Origin of the sequence: Shewanella sp. 4t3-1-2LB, from assembly GCF_017368415.1 — a bacterium.
Lineage (GTDB): Bacteria > Pseudomonadota > Gammaproteobacteria > Enterobacterales > Shewanellaceae > Shewanella > Shewanella fodinae.
On record NZ_JAFNJD010000001.1, the window covers coordinates 241148 to 263770 of the forward strand.

The following is a 22623-nucleotide window of genomic DNA, read 5'->3' on the forward strand; positions in this document are numbered from 1 at the left end:
AGTGGCTTTTTATGATTCGCAATAATAACTAGAGCCATCAGCCCTTGAGGTAATTTAGTACCACCTGGTGATGATCTTTGGTCTTGAACTGATCAAAGACAGTTTCTATTTTGCCATCTTGAGCAATAAGAAAACTGATGCGATGCAAGCCGTCATAGACTTTGCCCATAAATTTCTTTTCACCCCAAACGCCAAAGGCATCTGCTACTGCATGATCCTCATCACTGAGCAGATCAAAATTCAGTTGGTGTTTTTCCATAAACTTATGCAGTTTGGCGACCGGATCTGTGCTTATCCCTAACACCACCACGCCAAGTGCCGCTAATTCCGCTTTGGTATCGCGTAGGCCACACGCCTGCACGGTACACCCTGGTGTGAGTGCTTTGGGATAGAAATAAACCAGCACTTTGTGCTGCTGCAGCTTATCCAGCAGTGATATCGGCTCACCATACTGATTGGGTAAAGTAAAGGAGGGCGCAACTGCACCGGCTTTTAGCGTATTCATGTTGACTTGTCCTTGTAACTTTTGATTAATCTCTTTCGACTACCGGGACGCCTTGCATACGCCGTATGGCACAACTCAGAGATAGCTCTGCGGCCAGCGTGTGCAGGCTTTGCTCCAACTGCGGCAAATCCACTTTTTCCGGCACATTGATGGTGAACAGCAGATGTTGTGTCTGCTGGCCATTATCTAATTCTTCGGCAAAAGATCTTACTGTTGCCAAGTCCAGCGAACGGTCAGCCAGAAACTGCGTGATATTGCGCATGGTGCCACGTTGATCCTGTCCATTAAAGGTCACTTCTAGGCGCGAGATATACGTCAATGGCACATGTTTGGAAGTACGTTTCATGACCATCAGCAGTTCCAACTCAACGCACAACCCTGGCAGTGATGTTTCCAGCTTAGTGATGGCAGGCCAAGAGCCCGCCATCATCATAATCATGGTGAATTCATTACCGAACTGCGCCATGCGACTATCCACAATATCACAATCACAATCTGTCGCCAGACGGGCAAGCTTAGCAACCAACCCGGGGCGATCTGTGCCCATGGCGGTAACGACCAGGTAATTGGTCATGAATTTTCCTCGTGTTCTAGGGGCGTTCTGTGACGCTAACACAGCGACACAGGAGAGATTTTTATGCTTTGGCTAATGCTACCACAACTTATTCCAATTGTTAGCCCTCGGCCCCTTGTCATCATTTCGCAGGCTCAGTACCATAGCGAATCCTGAATATTTGGGGAAATCTCATGATTAGCGGAAGTATCGTAGCCTTAATTACCCCTATGAGCCCGGAAGGCTCAGTGGATTACGCCAGTTTAGAACGTTTAGTTGAATTTCATATCAACAATGGTACCGATGCTATTGTTGCGGTAGGGACCACGGGGGAATCTGCTACACTGCCGCTACGTGAGCATGTGGATGTGGTTGCTCACGCGATAAAATTTGCGGCAGGACGTATCCCTGTGATCGGGGGTAACGGTGCCAATGCAACAGCTGAGGCAATTGAGTTGACTCATGCAATGTCAAAGCTAGATGTCGCAGCCATGTTGGGAGTGACACCATATTACAACAAACCACCACAGCATGGGCTGATTGCGCATTACAAAGCTGTTGCCGCGAGCACTGATATTCCGCAAATTCTTTATAATGTTCCGGGCCGTACCTCTGTTGATATGAAGCCCGAAACCGTCGCGCAGCTCGCCAGTGTCCCCAATATCATTGCGGTGAAAGAAGCAACCGGCGATCTCAGCCGGGTAAAAAAATTACGCGAATTGTGTGGCGATGATTTCCTGTTATTCAGTGGCGATGATGCCACCGCCAGAGAGTTTCTTGAACTGGGGGGAAATGGCGTCATTTCTGTGGCAAACAACATTGTGCCAGCCCAGTTTAAAGCCATGTGTGATGCGGCCTTACGAGGCGATGATGCCGCTGCGGTTGCCGCAGAGGCAGAGATTAAAGATCTCTATAAAGCGCTGTTTTGTGAAGCTAACCCTATCCCCGTAAAATGGGCGGCACATCGTATGGGATTGATTAGTTACGGTACAATTCGTTTACCGCTGACTGAACTTTCTGAGGAGTTTCATGGTCTGTTGCTTCAGACAATGAAAAAAGCCCGTATAGAGGTCAAATAATTAGATGTTAAAACTGAAGGAAATTTCACTGGTTGTCGCTACTTTAACAGTAACAGCCTGTACTACACCATTGGAGCGGCGTCAGGCAGATGGCGGCTTTGATTATGTCAATGCGCCAGAGACTAAACCTTTGACAATCCCGGAAGGTTTAAAAACTCCCAAATACAGTCAGGAATATGCCATTCCGCCATTAAAGGCAAAAGCTAATAATGCGGTGGTGGGCGAGGCGTTGGATATTCGACCACCACTACAGATCCTACCCATGGCGGATGGAACCCACGTTGAAGAGGGGAGCGATAATATCAAAGTGGTGGTGGAAACCATTGACAACAGTGTGGATCTGAAAAAAGAGATGTTCACTGTGGTGGAAGGTTTTCTTAAAAGCAAAAATTATGGCATCGCTAAAGAAGATTACGACACCGGCGTCATTGATACCGACTGGATTGACCATGAAGAGGTGATCGACAGTTCTTGGTTTGGTGCTGATAAGGTGTACAAAGTGCGCCAACGTTATCAGTTCATCGTGGAAGTACGCCCCCATGGACGTACCGGTAATCTGATCATTAACTTGTTGGATCATCAACAAAGTTATAACGGTGAAGACAGCCAACAACTGCTGAACAGTGAAGACAAAAAACGTTACACCATCGATATGCTTAACAGTGCTGTTGGCTTTATGGCAAAAGAACGTGCCCGTATTGTGCAGGATATGAAAGTCAAGCAAAGTAAAGGCATAGACATGTCTTATGTTGCAGCGGCAAATGATAAAGAGGAAGGCTACTGGTTGGCTGATGCGCCGTTAAAACGTACCTGGGATCGTTTAGCCTTGGTATTACCAGAAGTGGGCTTTGAGGTGGTGGACATGGACTCTGCCAAAGGGCTTTACTATGTCAAATTCAATGATACCTCTGGTTTCTGGAGTTCATTGTTCAGTGATGACAGCATCAAGCTGAAAGACAAAGCAAATTATCGGTTGTTGGTGGCTCAAGACAAGAATGACGCCAATAAGACAGAGATCCGCATTCGTGATAACGAAGACCAACCGCTCAGTGAAGATAAAGTGCAGAGTGTTTATAAAGCGGTGTCTGGCATTATGAGCGAAGACCGTAAGATCCGCTGATTTGTCGGTCTGTGAAAAGGCGCCTTTCAGGCGCTTTTTTTATGCCGGTAGTATTTATTTACATTTATCTTCCATCACTAATTATTTTTCACGATATCTGTTACTTCCGCTATTTCGTCGATAATTACTTGAAATGACATAATAAAACTTTTTAAATTCAGTAATATCCGTAACAAAAACATGGCGATAGCACTGGCATTCTGAACCTGTTTTAAGACCCTATTCATATTTCACTTTCAACATCATTGGTAATCGCAAGTATTGCTGCCTCGTCACAGTCTACGGGCTAGCGTCATAAGCTGGGGTTCCGATGAAAAAACTGCTGTTACTGTTAGTTGTCATATCCATATTGCTGGCAGTCTGGTGGCGCTTAGACCGTACGCCGCAAGCGCTAAGCAGTGCTGACCAGCATATAGCGGAAGTTGTGGTGTATCACGCATCGACTCAACCAATACGAGATGAAGTCGAGGCTCTTGGGAGTGTCAGCGCCAACGAAGCTGTGATCGTTACGCCCATTGTAAGCGACCTCGTAACCGCGATTTATTTCAACGATGGTGACATGGTGAAGGCCGGACAGCTGTTAGTACAGCTAAACGATGCACAGCAGCGGGCGCAGTTACAACAAGCGCAAGTACAGCTAGCTGAAAGTCGCCGAGAACTGAAGAGAATCCAGGGACTCGTGGATAGTCACACCATTGCCGCTTCTGAGCAGGATCGCTTACAAACGCTGATAGACAGTGCCCTTGCTCAAGTAGCGGCAGCCAATGCCGCTGTGAATGATCGACAGATCCGGGCGCCATTTGCGGGGCGCTTAGGCATGCGACAGATTTCCCTTGGGAGTTTAGTGACGCCAGGAATGGAGATCACCACATTAGATGACATCGCCACTATCAAGCTGGATTTCCCAGTGCCAGAGCGGTTTATCCAGCAGCTACAACCGGGCAAGCTGGTGGAAGCGTCCGCGGTAGCTTATGACAATAAGGTTTTCAATGGTGAAGTGATAACTATCGACAGTCGCGTTAATCCTGAAACTCGAGCCATCACTGTTAGGGCGAAGTTACCAAACCCTGATGCCAAATTGCTTCCAGGAATGTTGATGAAAGTGCGGCTCATCAAACAAGACCGACAGGCAATATTGTTACCTGAGTCCGCCATTGTACCTGTCCAGCAAAAGCATCAAGTGTATGTGGTAACAGATGAAAATACAGCAAGCCGCCGTGAAGTAACGATAGGGCAGAGAACTCACGGCTGGGTGGAGATCATTGATGGTGTGACGGCTGGTGAGCAAGTGATTGTCAGAGGCTTAATGAAAGTCCGCGAAGGTCAGTTGCTGCGCGTGAAAAGCGCTGAAAGTTTCAATCAATAGCGGCGGGCCAATAACATGATACTTTCCGATATTTCAGTAAAACGTCCCGTATTTGCATCCGTTATCAGCCTACTGCTTATCGCCTTTGGCTTGGTCTCATTTGATAAGTTGCCACTGCGGGAATACCCCAATATTGATCCGCCCATCGTTGCTATTGATACCAACTATCGCGGTGCCAGTGCCGCCGTGGTAGAAAGCCGCATCACCCAATTGGTGGAAGATCGTATCAGTGGTATTGAAGGCATTCGTCATATCAGTTCCTCTAGCCGCGATGGCCGCTCTTCTGTAGTCCTTGAGTTTGATATCAACCGTGATATTGAAGCTGCTGCCAATGACGTTCGTGATCGGGTTTCTGGTTTACTCAACAATCTACCAGAAGAAGCCGACCCACCCGAAGTACAAAAGGCCAATGGTGGTGATGAAGTGATTATGTGGTTGAATCTGGTGTCGGAGCAATTATCTACTATTCAACTTACTGATTATGCAAGGCGTTATCTGACAGACCGTTTCTCCGTGATTGATGGTATTGCTACCATCCGTATTGGTGGTGGCAAAGTTTACGCAATGCGAGTCTGGCTAGATCGCCAAGCGTTGGCGGCAAGACAACTGACTGTCGCAGATGTTGAAGCGGCGCTACGCGCTGAAAACGTTGAATTACCGGCAGGCTCAATTGAATCAGCAGAGCGCCACTTTACCGTGAGGGTTGAGCGCGGTTTTCTGACCGAAAAAGATTTTTCTAGATTGGTTATCCGTCGTGGTGACGACGGTTATCTAGTGACGTTGGGGGACGTGGCCCGCGTGAAACTCGGTTCGGAAGAAGACCGGATCATGTTCCGTGGTAATGGTGAAGCCATGATCGGACTGGGAGTGTCCAAACAATCAACGGCTAACACACTCGAAGTTGCAAGAGCGGTAAATGAATTAGTTGATCAGATAAACCCTACGTTGCCGCAGGGAATGCAGATCAAACGCTCCTACGATAGCTCGGTATTTATCGAATCCTCCATCAATGAAGTCTATCAAACCCTGTTTATTGCGGTGGTGTTGGTCATTATCGTTATCTATGTGTTTCTCGGCAGTGTTCGCGCAATGTTGGTGCCCGCACTAGCAGTACCAGTCTCTCTGCTGGCAACCTTTATCGTGCTATATGCCCTGGGATATACCATTAATTTACTGACGCTGTTGGCATTAATTTTGGCTATCGGCATGGTGGTCGATGATGCGATTGTGATGTTGGAGAATATTCATCGGCGCATAGAGGCGGGAGAACCACCGCTGAAGGCCGCTTATCTGGGCGCTAGGGAAGTCGCTTTCGCCGTCATTGCGACCACGGCGGTACTGGTATCCGTGTTCATGCCTATCAGCTTCCTAGAAGGGGACCTAGGTAAGTTATTCAAGGAGTTTGCGGTGACTATGAGTGCGGCGGTAATTTTTTCTTCACTCGTAGCACTAACGCTAAGCCCCATGATGTGCTCCAAAGTACTAAAACCCGCAACTCAAGACACGGCGCTGATGCGTTATGTTGATGGCGCAATGACCAAACTTGGACATGTCTATCAGGCCAGTCTTGAACGCGCTTTTGCAAAACCGTTACTCACAACAGTATTCGTGGGGCTGGCATTTATCGGCAGTGGCTTCCTGTTGAAGCAGATCCCACAAGAATTTGCGCCGCAGGAAGACCGTGGCTCACTGTTTCTGATGGTCAATGGGCCGGAAGGCGCCAGCTACAGTTACATCGCCGAATATATGGATGACATTGAGCGGCGACTGATGCCGTTGGTGGACAATGGTGAAATCAAACGCTTGCTGGTACGCGCGCCACGTGGATGGGGAGGCAATGCTAACTTCTCAAATGGCATGGCCATTATCGTGCTTAATGACTGGTCGCAACGCCGTCCAGCGAAGGCCATTGTGGCGGATATCAACCGTCGTCTTAAAGATCTCTCGGGTATTCGCGCCTTTCCGGTGATGCGTCAGGCATTTGGTCGCGGAGTCAATAAACCGGTGCAATTTGTGCTGGGTGGTCCTACCTATGCCGAATTGGCCCAATGGCGAGACATCCTGATGCAAAAAGCTGCGGATAATCCAGGACTTTCCGGGCTGGATTTTGATTACAAAGAAACCAAGCCACAGCTCAGGGTGGTGATTGATAAAGATCGCGCCGCAGATTTAGGGGTTTCGAATGCGCAAATCGGTCGTACGCTGGAATCTATGCTGGGGTCGCGTCTGGTGACGACTTTTATGCGAGATGGTGAGGAGTATGATGTCGTCATTGAAGGGGAGCGCCAGCAACAGAATACCCCCAGTGATATGCAGAACATCTATGTGCGCTCAGAACGCAATGATGCGCTGATCCCGTTGTCCAATTTGGTGACCATCGAAGAATTCGCTGATGCCAGTGAATTAAATCGCTACAATCGGATGCGCGCTATTACGATAGAGGCCAGCCTTAACGATGGCTATTCACTAGGTGAAGCACTGGAATATTTCAACGATCTGGTACAACAACATCTGCCCGCCGAAGCGGTGATCAGTTATAAGGGGCAATCGTTGGATTATCAGGAGTCAGGTAGCTCCATGTATTTTGTGTTTATACTGGCTTTGGGAATAGTATTTTTAGTGTTGGCGGCGCAGTTTGAAAGTTATATTCATCCATTAGTGATCATGCTGACGGTACCGTTGGCAATCTCGGGGGCGCTTGTGGGGTTATGGCTCACGGCGCAGAGCCTCAACATTTACAGTCAAATTGGCATCATTATGCTGGTTGGTCTGGCGGCCAAAAATGGCATTTTAATCGTGGAATTTGCCAATCAGTTACGTGACCGCGGGATCGCTTTTCAGGAAGCGATTATGCGCGCATCGCGTCAACGCTTACGACCCATTCTGATGACCGGGATTACTACTGCGGCGGGTGCCGTGCCTTTGGTGATGGCTTCAGGTGCTGGAGCTGAAACCCGGTTTGTGATTGGTGTTGTGGTGTTATTCGGCATCTTGTTGGCGACAGTGTTGACGCTGCTGGTGATCCCGGTGGCGTATGTTATCCTCGCGCGCCACTCGGGTTCTCCGTTAGCTGTGACACAACAGCTTGAGCGGCAACTCGCGGAATAACGCCACAAAAAAAGACCTGCATTGGCAGGTCTTTTTCGTCTATTCGGCCATTACTTGGCGTTCATCAAGGCGACAGCGTTGTCCAGCATACGATTGCTGAAGCCCCATTCGTTATCGTACCAAGACATCACTTTAATGAGTCGGCCATTTACCCGTGTTTGGGTGGCATCAAAGTTAGATGAATAGGGATTGTGGTTAAAATCAATCGATACCAGTGGTTCTGTATTGATTGCTAGCACTTCATTCATGGGGGATTGCCGGGAGGCTTGAACAATAATGTCGTTCACTTCCTCAACGGTGGTGTCTCGGGAAGCGATAAATGAGAGATCAACCAGTGAGACATTCACGGTTGGTACTCTGACTGCTAACCCATCAAATTTGCCCTGTAACGCTGGAACCACCAAGCCCACTGCGGCAGCCGCCCCTGTTTTAGTCGGGATCATTGATAATGCGGCTGCTCGTGCGCGGCGTACATCTTTATGGTAAACGTCAGTCAAACGCTGATCATTGGTATAGGAATGAATGGTTGTCATTAAACCAGATTCAATGCCCAGTGCATCGTTTAGCGGTTTAGCAATAGGGGCCAGACAGTTAGTGGTGCAGGAAGCGTTTGATATCACGGTCATATCGGCGCGGAGTACCTGATTGTTAACACCGTAAACCACCGTGGCATCAACATTTTTACCAGGAGCAGAAATAATCACTTTTTTGGCTCCGGCATTCAGGTGTGGTTGAGCACTTTCTTTGCTGGTAAAAATGCCAGTGCATTCAAATACCACATCTATTTTGAGTTGCGCCCAGGGCAGGTTATTGGGATCACGTTCTGAAAAAGTCAAAATTTTATCACCATTAACATAAATGGCCTGGTCATCATGTTCGACTTTAGCGTTAAAACGCCCATGTACTGAGTCATATTTAGTGAGATGAGCATTGATACTGGCGTCACCCAGATCGTTAATGGCCACAATCTCAATTGGATAGTCTTTGTCACTTTCGTATAACGCCCGCAGTATGTTGCGTCCGATGCGACCATAACCGTTAATAGCTACGCGGATAGTCATAAAATATCCCTCAGGTTTCGATATGATTTGGTAATAAAATTACAAAACTGCATGGTTTAGTCAAGTTAAACCAGGGCTAAAGCGATAATCCGCTTTTTTTATGAACAAATTTAGTTGATGCATTCAAAAATTGAAAAATAATTATGTTGGAGTAACTGAGGTGGCAGGTATCTTGCCTATTGCTGTGACGCCTATAACAGCAACCACAACTCCATCACAGCACTATCTTTCACGACTTAACGGGGTCTGTATGTTGGGTTTGATTGATTGCCGTCTGTGCCGCGGCTGCTAATCTTCGCGGCCAGTCGCTATCGGAGTAGGCACCATTACGTAATGCGTCCGCCAGTTCCTCTGCCTGCTCGTTGAGTTGTTTTAGCCGAATTTTAGTACTTACGAGCGCATTGAGTTTTTCTTCATTGGCCTGATTGTTACTTAATAGCAAATTAGCTCTAGACATCAGATAGTTTTGCTCCGGTAAGCCTAATTGCATAAATGCCTGCCCGGCCCCTAAGAGCCAATCGCTGTTAAACGTCTCCTCTGAGGCTCCTTTCATCGCATCCAGATATAACGTGAGTGCTTTGCTGCTATCTCGTTTCAGGTAATAGCCACCAAGCGCAGCGAGGATTTCTGGTGTATGGATCTGCTGCTGTTTTTCGGCTGTTAATAGAATTTCCAGTGCGGATTCATCACCTAAGCGGCTCCAGTGATAAAACGCAAGTAGAGGATCTTTACTGTTTTTAGTTTGCTGTTGCAGTGCTGTGAGCGCTTGTGAACTCATGGTATAGGCACGGGCACGATCATTACTGCGTTCTGGATGTTCAATGTGTTTCACTCCAGAACCTAACCAGACACAGTTGTTATAGCGCTCAGTGTCCAGCATTAAGCGGTAAAGCTGTTCGCCTGTTGCCGTCGAAGCGTTTTTTACCTCGAGTCGATCATTGACCAACGCTGTTCGCTGGGCGCGACACCAGCCATCTTTATGCAAATCAGTACAAATTTCGGGATTATTCTTACAGATTTTGGCCGTGGGAGTGAGTCTTTCGCAACCACTTAGCAGGATTATGAAAGAAAATGATGTAATTATTACAAAATTCCGTATTAACAACATTATTTCTCCCTGAAAAATATAATAAAATTACAAACTTGTTCAGAATTCCGGACTGGCCTGTACCGCAAGATTTCTTTAAAATAGCGCCGACCAAAAACGATGGCACTGATGTCATTGTTCTGATTATTGGTCGTTTCTATTTGTTACTCAATCATTTCCTGTCATTTTTGGAGATTGGGACCTAAAGGATCTGTAAATGAGCGCTGATAAATACCTGCAAAGTTGGCAAGAACGTTTTGAATTGGCTGAAGCCATGCAGCCGATGCTGGGTAAACTGTACCGTAATCAGGGCGTTGAAGTAGTGGTGTACGGCAAACCACTGTTGAACGCTTCCACAATCGATATTATTAAAGCCCATCGTCTGGTAAGACGGCATGTCGGTGAAAAACTGCGTCTGCGGGAAAGTTTTCCATTTCTGGAAGCGCTCAGCAAATTGCCGGTGAGACAGTGCAAAGTGGATATCGGTAAGTTGGCGGTTAAGTACTGGGCCAACAATACCGGCACTGAAGCGATTGAACGTTATATGAAAGAAGAACTGGCAGAAGCTATTGCGTGCCAGGATGAAGTAGAACCGCGCAACGTAGTACTTTACGGCTTCGGTCGTATCGGCCGTTTGTTGGCGCGCTTGCTGATTGAGCGTACTGGTCGCAGTAACAAACTGCGTCTGCGGGCAATTGTATTGCGCGGTGGCCGTCCGGGCGATCTGGAAAAACGAGCCAGTTTACTGCGCCGGGATTCAGTGCATGGTCCGTTTAACGGCTCTGTAGAAGTCGATGAAGAAAATAACGCCATTATTGCCAACGGTACCTATATCCAGGTGATTTATGCTAATTCTCCGGATGAAGTGGATTACACCAAATATGGTATCGACAACGCATTAGTGGTTGATAACACTGGCATCTGGAAAGACGAAGCCGGGCTTGGTCAACACCTGAAATGCCCTGGTGCTGCCAAAGTGCTGTTAACGGCACCGGCGAAAGGTGCTATCAAGAATGTTGTATACGGTGTCAATGACAACGATATTCTGCCAGAAGATATTATTGTTTCTGCCGCTAGTTGCACTACCAATGCAATTACGCCGGTCTTGAAAGCGGTGAATGATAAATATCACATCGTCAATGGACACGTCGAAACCATCCACTCTTATACCAACGATCAAAACCTGATCGACAACTACCACAAAGCCGATCGTCGCGGACGCAGTGCACCACTCAACATGGTGATCACTGAAACCGGCGCCGCTAAAGCGGTTGCTAAAGCGCTGCCAGTGTTAGCCGGTAAGTTGACTGGCAACGCTATTCGCGTGCCAACGCCAAACGTTTCTTTGGCAATATTGAGCCTCAATCTTGAAACCGACACCAGCAAAGAAGATATGAACGAATATCTCAAAGGTGTTGCGTTGCATTCTGCACTGCAGAACCAGATCGACTTTACTGAATCGCATGAGATTGTTTCCAGCGATTTAGTCGGCTCACGTTATGCGGGCGTGGTCGATTCTCAGGCGACCATTGCCGATGGCAACCGTGCGATTTTGTATGTCTGGTATGACAATGAATTCGGTTATAGCTGCCAGGTGGTTGGCGTTATGCGCAAAATGCTGGGGCTGGAATTTGTTAGCCTGCCGAAGATAGACGAGTAATGCAGAATTAGGCAAACATGGAGGTTTGCCTAAATAGCGAATGCGCGGGAAAATCAATCAATTGGACAAATTGCCAGCATCTGATTCAGCATTGCTTTAAAATGCCCAATTGGCGATTGACTCCCTTCGTTAAATAGGTAGAATGCCAACCGCAGTCGGGGCAAAACCTCCGGCAGCGATAGGAATGCGACATTAGCTCAGTTGGTAGAGCGATACCTTGCCAAGGTATAGGTCACCGGTTCGAACCCGGTATGTCGCTCCAAAAAAGGCGCGATGGCAGAGTGGTCATGCAGCGGATTGCAAATCCGTGGACCTCGGTTCGACTCCGGGTCGCGCCTCCATTTATCGATGAGCCCGAGTGGTGGAATCGGTAGACACAAGGGATTTAAAATCCCTCGCTGGTTACAGCGTGCCGGTTCAAGTCCGGCCTCGGGTACCACCTACATCGATAAATAAATCAAGAGGTTAAGCTAAATTGCTTGCCTCTTTTTTTATGGCTGAAATTCACTTTCCGAACATTTTCCGAAGATGATTTCCGAAGATAAATGCTATTTTTTATGGCCTTCAACGGAATCAACGATCTTTGTTTTCCGATCATATCTAGCCGTTTGACCTGCCGATTTGTGACCTGAGATAGCCTGTTTTTCCTGAAGCGTTCCATCTAGATCAGAGATACCTTTGGCTTTCAAATCGTGAAAAGTGAAGTCCATTGGCAACCCGGATGTTTTCTTGGCTTCATCACGCGACTTCCTCCACCGTGTATTAAACCCATCTCGGGTCCACGCTCCGCCATCTGGTTTGCATAGAACAAATGTTGATACTACGCCAACAGGGGATAGTGACTTCACCATCGTTATTGCAGCGCGTAGTCTTGGAGTCCAAAGCTAAATACAACTTTTTGAACGTTATTTAAAACCTCACAAAGACTTTTGCTTACAACTGACCATTTCTTGAACACCATCAATCAGTTTTTCTAGATATATCCGCATAATACGTGGCAGAATCAGTGCATTACTGTGGCTTGTGCTAACACCATTGGACCGCCATAACACAAAGTTATCTTCCTTTAAGGATATGCTGAGCCAGCGAATACCTGTCTTTGCTCAGCAAACAACGGACATCACCTTGCAATGAACGAACTCGAACAACAATTTTTGCATCAACTCGAAGGTAAGTTGTGGAATGCAGCAGATAAGCTGCGAGCTACGCTAGATGCCGCCCAATACAAACACGCGGTATTGGGGCTGATCTTCGTTAAATACGTGTCTGACGCCTTCAGCATACGCCAAGCCGAGATTAAAGCTGAGCTCGCCAATCCTGAGCACGAATACTACCTTGAGCCCGATGGTCTTTCGGCCGATGAATTGGCGGCTGAAATCGCCGCCGAGTTAGAACAGCGCGATTACTACCGCGAGCAAAATGTGTTTTGGTTGCCGCCAGAGTCACGTTGGTCGTTCCTACAGAATAACGCCCCGCTGGCGATTGGTTCTGTTGAACTCACCATTGCCGGTAAACCCAAGAAAATCACTTCAGTCGGTCACTTAATTGATACCGCTTTAGAGGGCATTGAGCGCGATAACCCTAAGCTTAAAGGTGTGCTCAATAAAACCTATGCAGCCTTGCGTATCGACCAAGCCAAGCTGGTGGAGCTGATTAACCATATCGCCTCCATTCCGTTCAACCACAAAACCCTTAACAGCAAAGATATTCTCGGCCATGTGTACGAGTATTTCCTCGGTCAGTTTGCCCTTGCTGAAGGTAAAAAAGGCGGTCAGTTCTACACCCCCGCCTCGATTGTGACGCTGATTGTGGAAATGATAGAACCCTTTGAAGGCCGCGTATATGACCCCGCCATGGGCAGCGGTGGCTTCTTTGTGCAATCCGAAAAGTTTATTGAGCGTCACGCTGGGCAACATGCGGTTGACCCATTAACCCAAAAGCAAAAAATCTCTATCTACGGCCAAGAATACAACTACACCACTTGGCAGTTGGCGGCGATGAACATGGCCATTCGAGGCCTCGATTACGATTTTGGTAAAGAGCCCGCCAGTACCTATACCCATGACCAACACCCTGATTTACGCGCCGATTTCATTATGGCCAACCCGCCATTCAACATGAAAGAGTGGGACTCCGGCGTGGATGATAACGACCCACGCTGGAAATACGGCAAGCCGCCATCAGGCAATGCAAACTTCGCTTGGTTGCAGCATATGCTGTCACACCTCGCGCCCAATGGCTCACAGGCGCTGCTGCTGGCGAACGGTTCCATGAGTTCCACCACCAATAACGAAGGTGAAATCCGTAAAAATCTGGTCACTAACGACTTAGTGGAATGTATGGTGGCGCTGCCGGGGCAACTGTTTACCAACACTCAAATCCCCGCCTGTATCTGGTTTTTAACTAACAACAAAGGCGCCCGCACCGATAAAGCCAATCGAAAGCTGCGTGACCGCAAAGGCGAAGTGCTGTTTATCGACGCCCGTAACCTTGGTTATATGAAAGACCGCGTGCTGCGTGACTTCACCATGGAGGATATCGCCAAAGTCGCTGACGTATTCCATGCGTGGAAAACTGGCGAAACCGTTAACGGCGTGAGTTATGAAGACCAAGCCGGATTCTGTAAAGCCGCCACGTTGGAAGAGATCACTAAACAGGACTTTGTGTTAACACCGGGGCGTTATGTCGGTGCTGCCGATGAAGCAGATGATGGCATCCCGTTTGCGGAAAAGATGGCGACCTTGACCGACAAACTCAGCGAGCAGTTTGCTGAGTCCGCCAAGCTAGAAGCGGAGATTAAAAAGAACCTAGCGGGGTTAGGTTATGACATCTAAATGGTCAGAGGTATCACTTGCCGATATTTATGATATTCGTTCGGGCTTATCTAAGCCCGCTACTGCTTTTGGGACGGGTTTTCCGTTTTTAAGTTTTAAGGAAGTCTTTAGTAACTATTTTGTTCCTGATGAACTAGAGCAGCTAGTTGAATCAAATGAAAAAGAGCGAGCTAATGGTTCGATTAAGCGTGGAGATGTATTTCTTACTCGGACTAGCGAAACCATGCATGAATTGGGCATGAGTAGTGTTGCCCTAAAAGATTATGAAAATGCCACATTTAATGGTTTCACTAAGCGCTTACGTCCGAAAGACAACACTCCTTATCAAGTTCATCCTGAATTTGTAGGATATTTTTTCAGAAGTCCTCGCTTTAGAACTAGCATGTTAGCCTTTTCGACGTTATCGACACGGGCAAGTTTAAACAACGATATGATAAATCGTTTAACCTTGCCACTACCGCCCATTGATTATCAGAAGAAAATAGCTAGAGTTTTAAAGTGCTTAGATGACAAAATTTCAGTCAATACCAAGACCAACCAAACCCTAGAAGCCATGGCGCAAGCCATCTTCAAATCATGGTTTGTCGATTTCGACCCCGTCAAAGCCAAAATGAACGGCGAACAGCCGCAAGGCATGGACGAAGCCACTGCCTCGCTTTTCCCCGAAAAGCTCGTTGAGTCTGAGTTAGGTTTGATTCCTGAAGGTTGGGAAGTTGAGAGTCTGGCTGAATTAATGGATATAAAAGGTGGAACTCAACCACCTTCGAAACATTTTGCTGATGAATTACGAGAAGGATATGTTCGTCTCGTTCAAATTCGTGACTATGACACAGATAACCACTTAACCTACATTCCGGATGAAAAGAAACTACGTCGAACGTCTCCTTTGGATGTAATGATTGGGAGATATGGTGCTGCTGTTGGCCGTATTTTATGGGGACTTTCAGGAGCCTATAACGTAGCGCTCGTAAAAGCAGAACCTAAACGTGAAAATGTTAGAGAATTTTTACGTACCTATCTTCTCTCAAACAAATTTCAGGCTCCTATGCAAATGATGAGTGGTCGAAGTGCCCAATCTGGTTTTAATAAGTCTGATATTGCTAGTTATAAATTGGCATTGCCTTCGCCTGAAATATTTGAGGCGTATGAAAATTTAGCCCTCCCGATTAGGAGATATGGCTTATCGTTAAAACAACAAACAAGAGACTTAGAAGTACTACGTGACACACTGCTTCCTAAATTGCTTTCCGGCGAAATCGAGTTAAGCAACAGCGATGATTTAGCCGAGGTGAGCGCATGACGACCCGTGTAGAGATGATCATCGAAACGCTGCGCGATAACCCCGATAAAAAATTCACCGCGCGTGACTTAGCGGTGGCTTTTTTACAGCGTTATCCGCAAGAGATGGCCGAGAAGCAAACCAATCCGCGTTACGACACCGAAGAGAAGTTGATTGCGCAGCTAGCGGCGGAAGTGGGCGGTGAGCGAACCGTTGCCGCTAAGAAAGGCTGTGCCAATGTGGCAACCCGCGATAAACCTCGGCCTCGGGTGTATTACTGGCAAGCTAACCCAGAAGTGGTTGCCGCTGAAGATGCGCACGATGAGCTTGAAGTGGCAGAGGTGGATTCGCCGCTGGTGGCGCAAAGCTACAGCGAGCATGACCTCTACCCGATGTTGATTGAGTTCCTCAATAAAGATATGGGGCTGTATTGCCAGCGTATTGATGAGCGTAAATCGAAAAATAGCCACGGTAATGGTGGCAATCATTGGCTGCACCCTGATGTAGTTGCGCTAGAGCCGCTTGACCAAGGTTGGGATGAAATAGTGCGCAGTTGTGTGCGCAGCGGTAATCACAGTTCAGTGCGCTTATGGTCGTTTGAGGTGAAAAAGCACCTCACCAAAGGCAACGTGCGTAAATACTTCTTTCAGGCCGTGTCGAACTCTAGCTGGGCCAACTTTGGCTATTTAGTGGCGACAGGGCTTAACAGCGATGTGGAAAGTGAACTGCAAATGCTGTCGAGCCTGCATGGCATCGGCGTGTTATTGCTTGATACCGATTCGCTATTTGATAGCCAGATCCTTATTCCCGCCCAAGAGCGCACCAATGTTGATTGGCAATCGGCCAACCGCATTGTGACCGAGAACAGCGACTTTCATCATTACATTGAGCAAGTGGGGATCTACAACCAAACCGGCCGTTTGATTAAGAGCGCATGGAATAAATAACAAGGAAGCAAGAGTATGTTGGATAGTTTGCTCGTTAACGTGAGTAAGTACGCCGCAAGTCACCAGAATTCACCGATTGAAAACTTTATTACTGAAGCGTTTGCTTGGTTGCTAAAACATGACGACGTGGTAAGACAATCGTTTAGCGAGCTGCTGGCAAAGAAATCAACGAAAGACGTCAAAGAGATTTCTATGATGTATCCGTCAGCGGATATTGAAACTCAAGTGAATTTTGGCGGTAAATTTCCCGATTTAGTGTGGACATCTGTGGATGATGACTTCTGTTTAATTTTTGAACATAAGGTTTGGTCTGAATTACATCACAAGCAACTAGATAACTATCGCACTTATGCTCAAGAACATCTTAACAAACCTTTTCAGATCGTGTTGATTACAGCTCACTCTGGTCAACACCGGCAGTCTTTTGATATCGCGCTTTGCTGGTATGAGATTGCTGAGTTGCTTGGTTCGGTTAGTGACTCTGATGAGAAAACAGAGTGGCTAAGAAATGAATTTGTTAACTTGTTGAAAAGTAACGGCCTCGTTAACTCGACTCCCTTAAATCCTTTGGCGATTGCTTACTATAACGACGTAAAAAATATCGATAAGCAACTGTATGAAATGGTATGTCGATGTGAGTATTCCCCATGGCCGTTATGCCAATCAATAAATCGCGATGTGCTGTATCGCCATCCGCCTAGAAATAAAACAGCAAGAGGCCGTTGTGACGCCTACGGGCGCATAGGCTTAGAGTTTTCGTACACAGATCCCGATAGCGAAGAAAGCGGTTGGACTCCCGGAGTATTTTGTGGATTTGTTATTGATGGGGATGACCACCAAGTCCTCGACCTTCTCATTGATGGGCCAATAGCCGTTTGTATTGTTAGCGTGAATCCTAAATTGCAGCCACAGCTTAAATCTAACGGGTACTATGACTTACTGGTTAGCGAGTTGATGGAAGCTTTACCGAAAGATTGGCATTTGAGTGACAGGACTAAAGTGGGTAAGAAATTTAACCCATGGCATCCGCTTATTATCTATCGTAGCCTCGCGAGCTTTCTCGGTGACGCATCGACGCTTGACCAACAAACCGCTACCTATTTGGAAAAGATGTCTGAGATGCAAAATCTGTTGGTATCTAGCAAAGCATTTGCAGATTTCTGTATCGAAATGTGCCGCTTACGTAAGGAGTGACAAGGTGATCACGGAAGACCAATTAGAACAACAGTGCCTTGCATGGTTTGGTGAGCTCGATTACCAATATCAAAATGGTTACGACATCGCACCCGATGGCGATACGCCAGAGCGAGAAAACTTCCACCAAGTGATCCTCAAGCAGCGGTTGCTGGATAAACTCACGTTATTGAATCCAGAAATACCCGCAGATTCACTGCTTGAGGTCGCCAATACCGTGGCGACACCCGACACGCCAGTGCTGATCAAAAACAACCGCTGCTTTCATAACTACCTTATCGAAGGTGTGCCACTTGAATACTCTGTGATTGAAGGCGGCCAGTGGGTAACAAAGCATACCCATGTGCGTCTGATAGATTTTGGCAATGTGGCGAATAACGAATTCTTGGTGGTTAACCAATTCACCATTATCGGCACTAAAGGCAATCGCCGCCCTGATGTGGTGGTGTTTATTAATGGCTTGCCGATAGCGGTGATTGAGCTGAAAAACCCTGCGGTCGAACATACCGATATTTGGCAGGCTTATAACCAGATCCAAACCTACAAAGATGAAATTGCTGATCTGTTCGTGTTCAACGAGGCGATAGTGATCAGCGATGGCTGGTTGGCGCGTGTGGGCTCGCTGACTGCCAATAAAGAACGTTTTCTGCCATGGAAAACCATTAACAGTGAAGATGACAAACCGCTGTTAGAAATGCAGCTAGAAACCATGGTGCGTGGCTTCTTTAAGCCTGAGTTGCTGCTGGATTACATCCGTTATTTTATTCTGTTTGAAAACGATAACGAAACGCTGATTAAAAAGATTGCCGGTTATCACCAGTTTCATGCGGTGCGAGCGGCGGTTAAGGCGACAGTGATTGCGGCCGCCAATGGCGAGGGCATTAATGAGCCGCGCGCCAACTATGCCAACCGCGTTGTGCCCGGTAGTAAAAAGGCTGGAGTGGTGTGGCATACGCAAGGCAGCGGTAAAAGCATTTCAATGGTGTGTTACGCCAGTAAATTGCTGCAACAGCCGGAAATGAATAACCCCACGTTAGTGATTGTGACTGACCGTAATGATCTTGATGGGCAGTTGTATAACACCTTTGTGATGGCGCAAGACACGCTTAAGCAGTTACCGCAACAAGCTACGGATAGAGATTCACTACGTGACTTGCTGCTGAACCGTCAATCGGGTGGCATTATCTTCACCACAGTGCAGAAATTTGCTCTGCTGGATAATGAAACCGAGCATCCCAAATTATCTGAGCGCAGCAATATTGTGGTGGTCTCTGATGAGGCGCACCGCAGCCAGTATGGCAACAAAGCGCGGTTAAGCAATGTGAAGGACGATCAGGGCAATGTCGTCGGCCAACGTTATGTTTACGGCTACTCCAAATATATGCGTGATGCCTTGCCAAATGCTTCGTTTATTGGTTTTACCGGAACGCCTATCTCACAGGACGATAAAGATACTCGCGGCGTGTTTGGTGACTATGTTTCTATCTACGATATTCAAGACGCGGTGGACGATGGCGCGACGGTGCCTATCTATTACGAATCCCGCTTGGCGAAGCTGACCATCAATCAAGATGAGATTGAGGCACTCAATGAGCAAGTAGAGGAAGAGATCGGCGAAGAGGAAGAAACCGCCGCACGTGAGAAATTTAAATCGCAGTGGTCAACCCTTGAAAAGCTGGTGGGGGCAGAGCCGCGTATTGATCAAGTGGCAGCAGATTTAGTCACCCATTTTACTACCCGTACTGAAACTTTCCCCGGTAAAGCTATGATAGTGGCGATGAGCCGCGAAATTTGCGTGGACTTATACAACGCTATTGTCGCTATAAAGCCGGAATGGCATAGCGACGACCCTCAGCAAGGCGCTATTAAAGTGGTGATGACTGGCAGCGCTGCTGACAAGGCTAAGTTACAGCCGCACATCTACGATAAAAAGACCAAGAAGCTATTTGAAAAGCGTTTTAAAGATACCAATGACGAACTGCAATTGGTGATTGTGCGCGACATGTGGTTAACCGGGTTCGATGCGCCATGTTGCCATACGATGTATGTTGATAAGCCGATGAAAGGCCATAATTTGATGCAGGCGATTGCCCGGGTAAACCGCGTGTTTAAAGACAAACCGGGCGGTTTGGTGGTGGATTACATTGGCATTGCCAATGAGCTGAAAAATGCCCTGAAAACCTATACCAACAGCCAAGGTAAAGGTGCGCCGACCGTTGATGCTGCTGAGGCGTTTGCAGTATTGGAAGAGAAGATCGACATCATTCGCGGCATGTTTGCCACGCCGGTTGATGGCAAGGTGTTTAACTATCGCCCTGATTTTGAAACCAAGCCGTTGCAGATATTGGCGGGGGCGGCAAACCATATTGCCGGGTTAAGCCATACCAACGGTAAAGGCGAACAAATCCGCGATGGTAAACGCCGCTTTTTAGATGTGATGGCTGCGCTATCGAAAGCCTACTCACTGTGTAACACCCTTGATGAAGCCAAGCAGTATCGCGAAGAAATCGCCTTTTTTGCGGCAATCAAAACTGCATTTCTCAAACACTCTAATGTGGATAGCAAACGCAGTGATGAAGAGAAGAATTCCGCACTGAGGCAGATCCTCAACAATGCGATTGTGGCCGAAGGGGTGGAAGACATCTTTAAAACCGTCGGACTCGATAAACCCAATATTGGTTTGTTGTCTGAAGAATTTCTCGAAGATGTGAAAAACATGAAAGAGAAGAACCTCGCAGTCGAACTGCTGGAAAAGCTGCTACGCGATGAAGTGAAATCGCGCATGAAAAATGACGTGGTGCAGGAGCGTACTTACTCCGAGCGGATCACCGCAACCCTGCGTAAATACCACAACCGCAGCATTGAAACCGCACAGGTCATTGAAGAGCTCATCAAGTGGGCCAAAGAGATGCAGGCTGACGCCGAAATGACGGACAAGCTGAACCTCTCTATTGATGAGATCGCCTTCTATCGTGCGCTAGTGATGAATGAGGCTTCAGTACGTGAGTTAGGTGACGATAACCTGCGCCAACTCGCGATTGAACTGACCAAGCAGTTACGAAAATCCGCAACGGTAGACTGGCAAAAACGCGAAAGTGTTCGCGCCAGAATGCGCAACTTGGTACGCCGTTTACTGCGCCGCTGGAAGTATCCGCCAGATCAGGCTGACGCCGCTATTCAGTTGGTGTTAGAGCAAGCAGAAGCACTGGCGGATGGCTGGAGTTATCAGGAATAACAAGTTAAAAGTTTGAGACTAAAAAGGGAATTTAAGCATGGGCTTTTGGACCAAAGCGGATATTTTTATCCAGAGAATATTTTTCGGAATAAGTGAACTTCTCAAGGCAGCATTAATCCTGGGTTTTGGATTATTATTTTTCCTCAACACTGCAAAAAGTTTTTTTGAATATAGAAATGGACTCATTGATATAGATCCTGTTGAAATAACATGCTTCTTTATTTTTATGATGTTAACTATCAGGTTTTGTATTAGGGGGAGATCTCTCGGAATAAGCTGGAATGACCTATTCTATAAAATTATGAAACTATCATCAGTCATCTTAGTTGTGCAAGCTATAAGCCTAAATTTCTATTTTTATCGCGAATTAAAATTTAACAATGAGATCCAATTTAGTGATTTTGTTATGCAGCGTGACCGTTTGAGCCTAGCCAGATATATTGTGACTGCCATATTACTTTATATCTATGCGCCAATACCAAAAGAGAGTGTCATTCCATCAGACAGCGCCTCAGATAATCAGAGTGAGAGTCTAGAAAATTGAATAAAATTTTTTGCTTTGTGTGTTTTTTTCTTTCTTTTGCTTCTTTCGCAAAAGAGATTCCCTTCGACCCAGAGAATGGAAAGTTTTTAATTGTAGCCTGTCAGGAAACGTTAGAAATTTATAAAAATCGCGAAGAGCGAAATTTTATGGCCGCAGAAATGACATCTGCGGCTGAAGCAATTCGTGCAGGTTATTGTATTGGTTACTTACAACGATACATAAAAGATAGGCCTCGTTGCGGAGATTATCGTTTTCCTGTTACGTCTAATTGGTTCGAATTAGCTAAGCGTGTTGCCAATGTTGGTAATTTACCAAAAGGTACACTTGGAACGGCAGCTGTCTTAGACAAGGCATATTGTAATGCATACTGAGATAACCATGCCTTATGCAGTTGAACTACTGTTTGGTATTAAGGTAAGCAAGGAGAGTCCTTTCTTAAAAGACAAGGTCAATTCATTTGTTCGAAACGGGCTCATCAAAACGCGCAAGGAAGGCTTTAAGGAGGAGGGTGATGGGCGTAGGCAAAAAGTTTACCTAGCATCACCAGAACAACTTCATGTTGTCTATAATGCGCTAATTTTAAATGCTTTTTATCACGATACTAATCAAGTCAAAAACATCTTTAATGATGCAAATGCCCGCAAAATCGCAGCTAGTGAAATTGAATCAGCAATGGGATTGGTTAGTAATGTCGCAATTAAACTCAGTCAGTCGGCAAGGCTGACTGAGCTCGTCAACGTTCTTAAAACCGACATTGATCTATACAGTATTCGGTTACCAAACCCATTTAAGCAGTTGCCGCAATTGTCGTTAGGGAAAAACACTGGGTTACTACAGGCGCTACTGGTACAAGCGTCTACGTTATCAACCTTAGATAGCGCCATCGGGGCGCTCATGCGCAAAGATTGGTTAGCAGCGAAGCAGCTAACTGAGAGCCTTAGTAACGATGTGCCAGGTATTCTGGAGATGAAGGAACTCATTGAAAAAGAAATTAAAAGTGCTCAGGATTTTGATGATACATTAGACATAATGAGAAATTTTTAAAAAGTTT

17 protein-coding genes and 3 tRNA genes are annotated in these 22623 nt (G+C 46.7%); 16 read left to right on the forward strand and 4 right to left on the reverse strand.

The features are described 5' to 3' along the window. Positions 1–37 precede the first annotated feature (37 nt). Entirely contained in the window at positions 38–505 is a 468-nt protein-coding gene (gene bcp / locus J3L11_RS01045) for a thioredoxin-dependent thiol peroxidase (RefSeq protein ID WP_207569727.1), read from the reverse strand. Positions 506–530: 25 nt separating this feature from the next. Continuing rightward, the gene (locus J3L11_RS01050) at positions 531–1079 is read right to left on the reverse strand and encodes an ACT domain-containing protein (protein WP_189616476.1); all 549 of its coding nucleotides are present in this window, start codon (positions 1077–1079) and stop codon (positions 531–533) included. A gap of 173 nt (positions 1080–1252) precedes the next feature. On the opposite strand from J3L11_RS01050, the gene dapA reads away from it, so the two are divergent. From dapA to J3L11_RS01070, 4 genes are all read left to right on the forward strand, one after another. Continuing rightward, a complete protein-coding gene (gene dapA / locus J3L11_RS01055) occupies positions 1253–2137 on the forward strand; it encodes a 4-hydroxy-tetrahydrodipicolinate synthase (protein ID WP_189616474.1) in 885 nt (294 codons plus the stop codon). A 4-nt stretch (positions 2138–2141) separates the two neighbouring features. Beyond that, on the forward strand, positions 2142–3257 hold the full coding sequence (bamC, locus tag J3L11_RS01060; RefSeq protein ID WP_207569728.1) for an outer membrane protein assembly factor BamC: 1116 nt from the start codon (positions 2142–2144) through the stop codon (positions 3255–3257). A 310-nt stretch (positions 3258–3567) separates the two neighbouring features. After that, the gene (locus tag J3L11_RS01065; protein ID WP_207569729.1) at positions 3568–4623 is read left to right on the forward strand and encodes an efflux RND transporter periplasmic adaptor subunit; all 1056 of its coding nucleotides are present in this window, start codon (positions 3568–3570) and stop codon (positions 4621–4623) included. 15 nt (positions 4624–4638) lie between these two features. Beyond that, a complete protein-coding gene (locus J3L11_RS01070; RefSeq protein WP_207569730.1) occupies positions 4639–7731 on the forward strand; it encodes an efflux RND transporter permease subunit in 3093 nt (1030 codons plus the stop codon). A 50-nt stretch (positions 7732–7781) separates the two neighbouring features. Here J3L11_RS01070 and gap read toward each other — a convergent pair whose 3' ends face one another. After that, the gene (gene gap, locus J3L11_RS01075) at positions 7782–8792 is read right to left on the reverse strand and encodes a type I glyceraldehyde-3-phosphate dehydrogenase (protein ID WP_207569731.1); all 1011 of its coding nucleotides are present in this window, start codon (positions 8790–8792) and stop codon (positions 7782–7784) included. Positions 8793–9021: 229 nt separating this feature from the next. Next, positions 9022–9900, reverse strand: a complete 879-nt coding sequence (locus J3L11_RS01080) for a DUF2989 domain-containing protein (RefSeq protein WP_207569732.1) — start codon at positions 9898–9900, stop codon at positions 9022–9024. Positions 9901–10096: 196 nt separating this feature from the next. Here J3L11_RS01080 and J3L11_RS01085 point away from each other — a divergent pair, with 196 nt between their 5' ends. The 12 genes from J3L11_RS01085 (at position 10097) to J3L11_RS01140 (ending at position 22616) form a co-directional block, all read left to right on the forward strand. Then, positions 10097–11539 carry a glyceraldehyde-3-phosphate dehydrogenase gene (locus tag J3L11_RS01085; protein WP_133039223.1) on the forward strand — a complete coding sequence of 481 codons (1443 nt, stop codon included), beginning with the start codon at positions 10097–10099 and terminating at the stop codon, positions 11537–11539. Between the two features lie 186 nt (positions 11540–11725). Next, a tRNA-Gly gene (locus tag J3L11_RS01090) sits at positions 11726–11801 on the forward strand. A 5-nt stretch (positions 11802–11806) separates the two neighbouring features. Further along, a tRNA-Cys gene (locus tag J3L11_RS01095) sits at positions 11807–11880 on the forward strand. Between the two features lie 11 nt (positions 11881–11891). Continuing rightward, positions 11892–11978: transfer RNA gene (locus tag J3L11_RS01100), tRNA-Leu, on the forward strand. Between the two features lie 691 nt (positions 11979–12669). Next, positions 12670–14373, forward strand: coding sequence for a class I SAM-dependent DNA methyltransferase (locus tag J3L11_RS01105; RefSeq protein ID WP_207569733.1), 1704 nt, complete (start codon positions 12670–12672; stop codon positions 14371–14373). Continuing rightward, positions 14363–15673, forward strand: coding sequence for a restriction endonuclease subunit S (locus J3L11_RS01110; protein WP_207569734.1), 1311 nt, complete (start codon positions 14363–14365; stop codon positions 15671–15673). Before J3L11_RS01105 ends, J3L11_RS01110 begins: the two co-directional genes overlap by 11 nt. Then, positions 15670–16599, forward strand: a complete 930-nt coding sequence (locus J3L11_RS01115) for an HrgA protein (RefSeq protein WP_207569735.1) — start codon at positions 15670–15672, stop codon at positions 16597–16599. The genes J3L11_RS01110 and J3L11_RS01115 overlap by 4 nt, the downstream gene beginning before the upstream one ends. A gap of 15 nt (positions 16600–16614) precedes the next feature. Beyond that, positions 16615–17793 carry a PD-(D/E)XK nuclease family protein gene (locus tag J3L11_RS01120; protein WP_207569736.1) on the forward strand — a complete coding sequence of 393 codons (1179 nt, stop codon included), beginning with the start codon at positions 16615–16617 and terminating at the stop codon, positions 17791–17793. Between the two features lie 4 nt (positions 17794–17797). Then, a complete protein-coding gene (locus tag J3L11_RS01125) occupies positions 17798–21028 on the forward strand; it encodes a type I restriction endonuclease subunit R (protein WP_207569737.1) in 3231 nt (1076 codons plus the stop codon). A gap of 37 nt (positions 21029–21065) precedes the next feature. Further along, positions 21066–21572: a hypothetical protein gene (locus J3L11_RS01130; protein ID WP_207569738.1), complete on the forward strand. Its 507-nt coding sequence runs from the start codon at positions 21066–21068 to the stop codon at positions 21570–21572. Beyond that, complete coding sequence (locus J3L11_RS01135) at positions 21569–21943, forward strand: hypothetical protein (protein ID WP_207569739.1); 375 nt, start codon at positions 21569–21571, stop codon at positions 21941–21943. Before J3L11_RS01130 ends, J3L11_RS01135 begins: the two co-directional genes overlap by 4 nt. Next, entirely contained in the window at positions 21933–22616 is a 684-nt protein-coding gene (locus J3L11_RS01140; protein ID WP_207569740.1) for a hypothetical protein, read from the forward strand. Before J3L11_RS01135 ends, J3L11_RS01140 begins: the two co-directional genes overlap by 11 nt. Positions 22617–22623: the final 7 nt, after the last annotated feature.

Coding starts and splice junctions, on each gene's coding strand:
- bcp (WP_207569727.1), bottom strand. CDS start 505: ATGAATACGCTAAAAGCCGGTGCAGTTGCGCCCTCCTTTACTTTACCC.
- J3L11_RS01050 (WP_189616476.1), bottom strand. CDS start 1,079: ATGACCAATTACCTGGTCGTTACCGCCATGGGCACAGATCGCCCCGGG.
- dapA (WP_189616474.1), top strand. CDS start 1,253: ATGATTAGCGGAAGTATCGTAGCCTTAATTACCCCTATGAGCCCGGAA.
- bamC (WP_207569728.1), top strand. CDS start 2,142: ATGTTAAAACTGAAGGAAATTTCACTGGTTGTCGCTACTTTAACAGTA.
- J3L11_RS01065 (WP_207569729.1), top strand. CDS start 3,568: ATGAAAAAACTGCTGTTACTGTTAGTTGTCATATCCATATTGCTGGCA.
- J3L11_RS01070 (WP_207569730.1), top strand. CDS start 4,639: ATGATACTTTCCGATATTTCAGTAAAACGTCCCGTATTTGCATCCGTT.
- gap (WP_207569731.1), bottom strand. CDS start 8,792: ATGACTATCCGCGTAGCTATTAACGGTTATGGTCGCATCGGACGCAAC.
- J3L11_RS01080 (WP_207569732.1), bottom strand. CDS start 9,900: ATGTTGTTAATACGGAATTTTGTAATAATTACATCATTTTCTTTCATA.
- J3L11_RS01085 (WP_133039223.1), top strand. CDS start 10,097: ATGAGCGCTGATAAATACCTGCAAAGTTGGCAAGAACGTTTTGAATTG.
- J3L11_RS01105 (WP_207569733.1), top strand. CDS start 12,670: ATGAACGAACTCGAACAACAATTTTTGCATCAACTCGAAGGTAAGTTG.
- J3L11_RS01110 (WP_207569734.1), top strand. CDS start 14,363: ATGACATCTAAATGGTCAGAGGTATCACTTGCCGATATTTATGATATT.
- J3L11_RS01115 (WP_207569735.1), top strand. CDS start 15,670: ATGACGACCCGTGTAGAGATGATCATCGAAACGCTGCGCGATAACCCC.
- J3L11_RS01120 (WP_207569736.1), top strand. CDS start 16,615: ATGTTGGATAGTTTGCTCGTTAACGTGAGTAAGTACGCCGCAAGTCAC.
- J3L11_RS01130 (WP_207569738.1), top strand. CDS start 21,066: ATGGGCTTTTGGACCAAAGCGGATATTTTTATCCAGAGAATATTTTTC.
- J3L11_RS01140 (WP_207569740.1), top strand. CDS start 21,933: ATGCATACTGAGATAACCATGCCTTATGCAGTTGAACTACTGTTTGGT.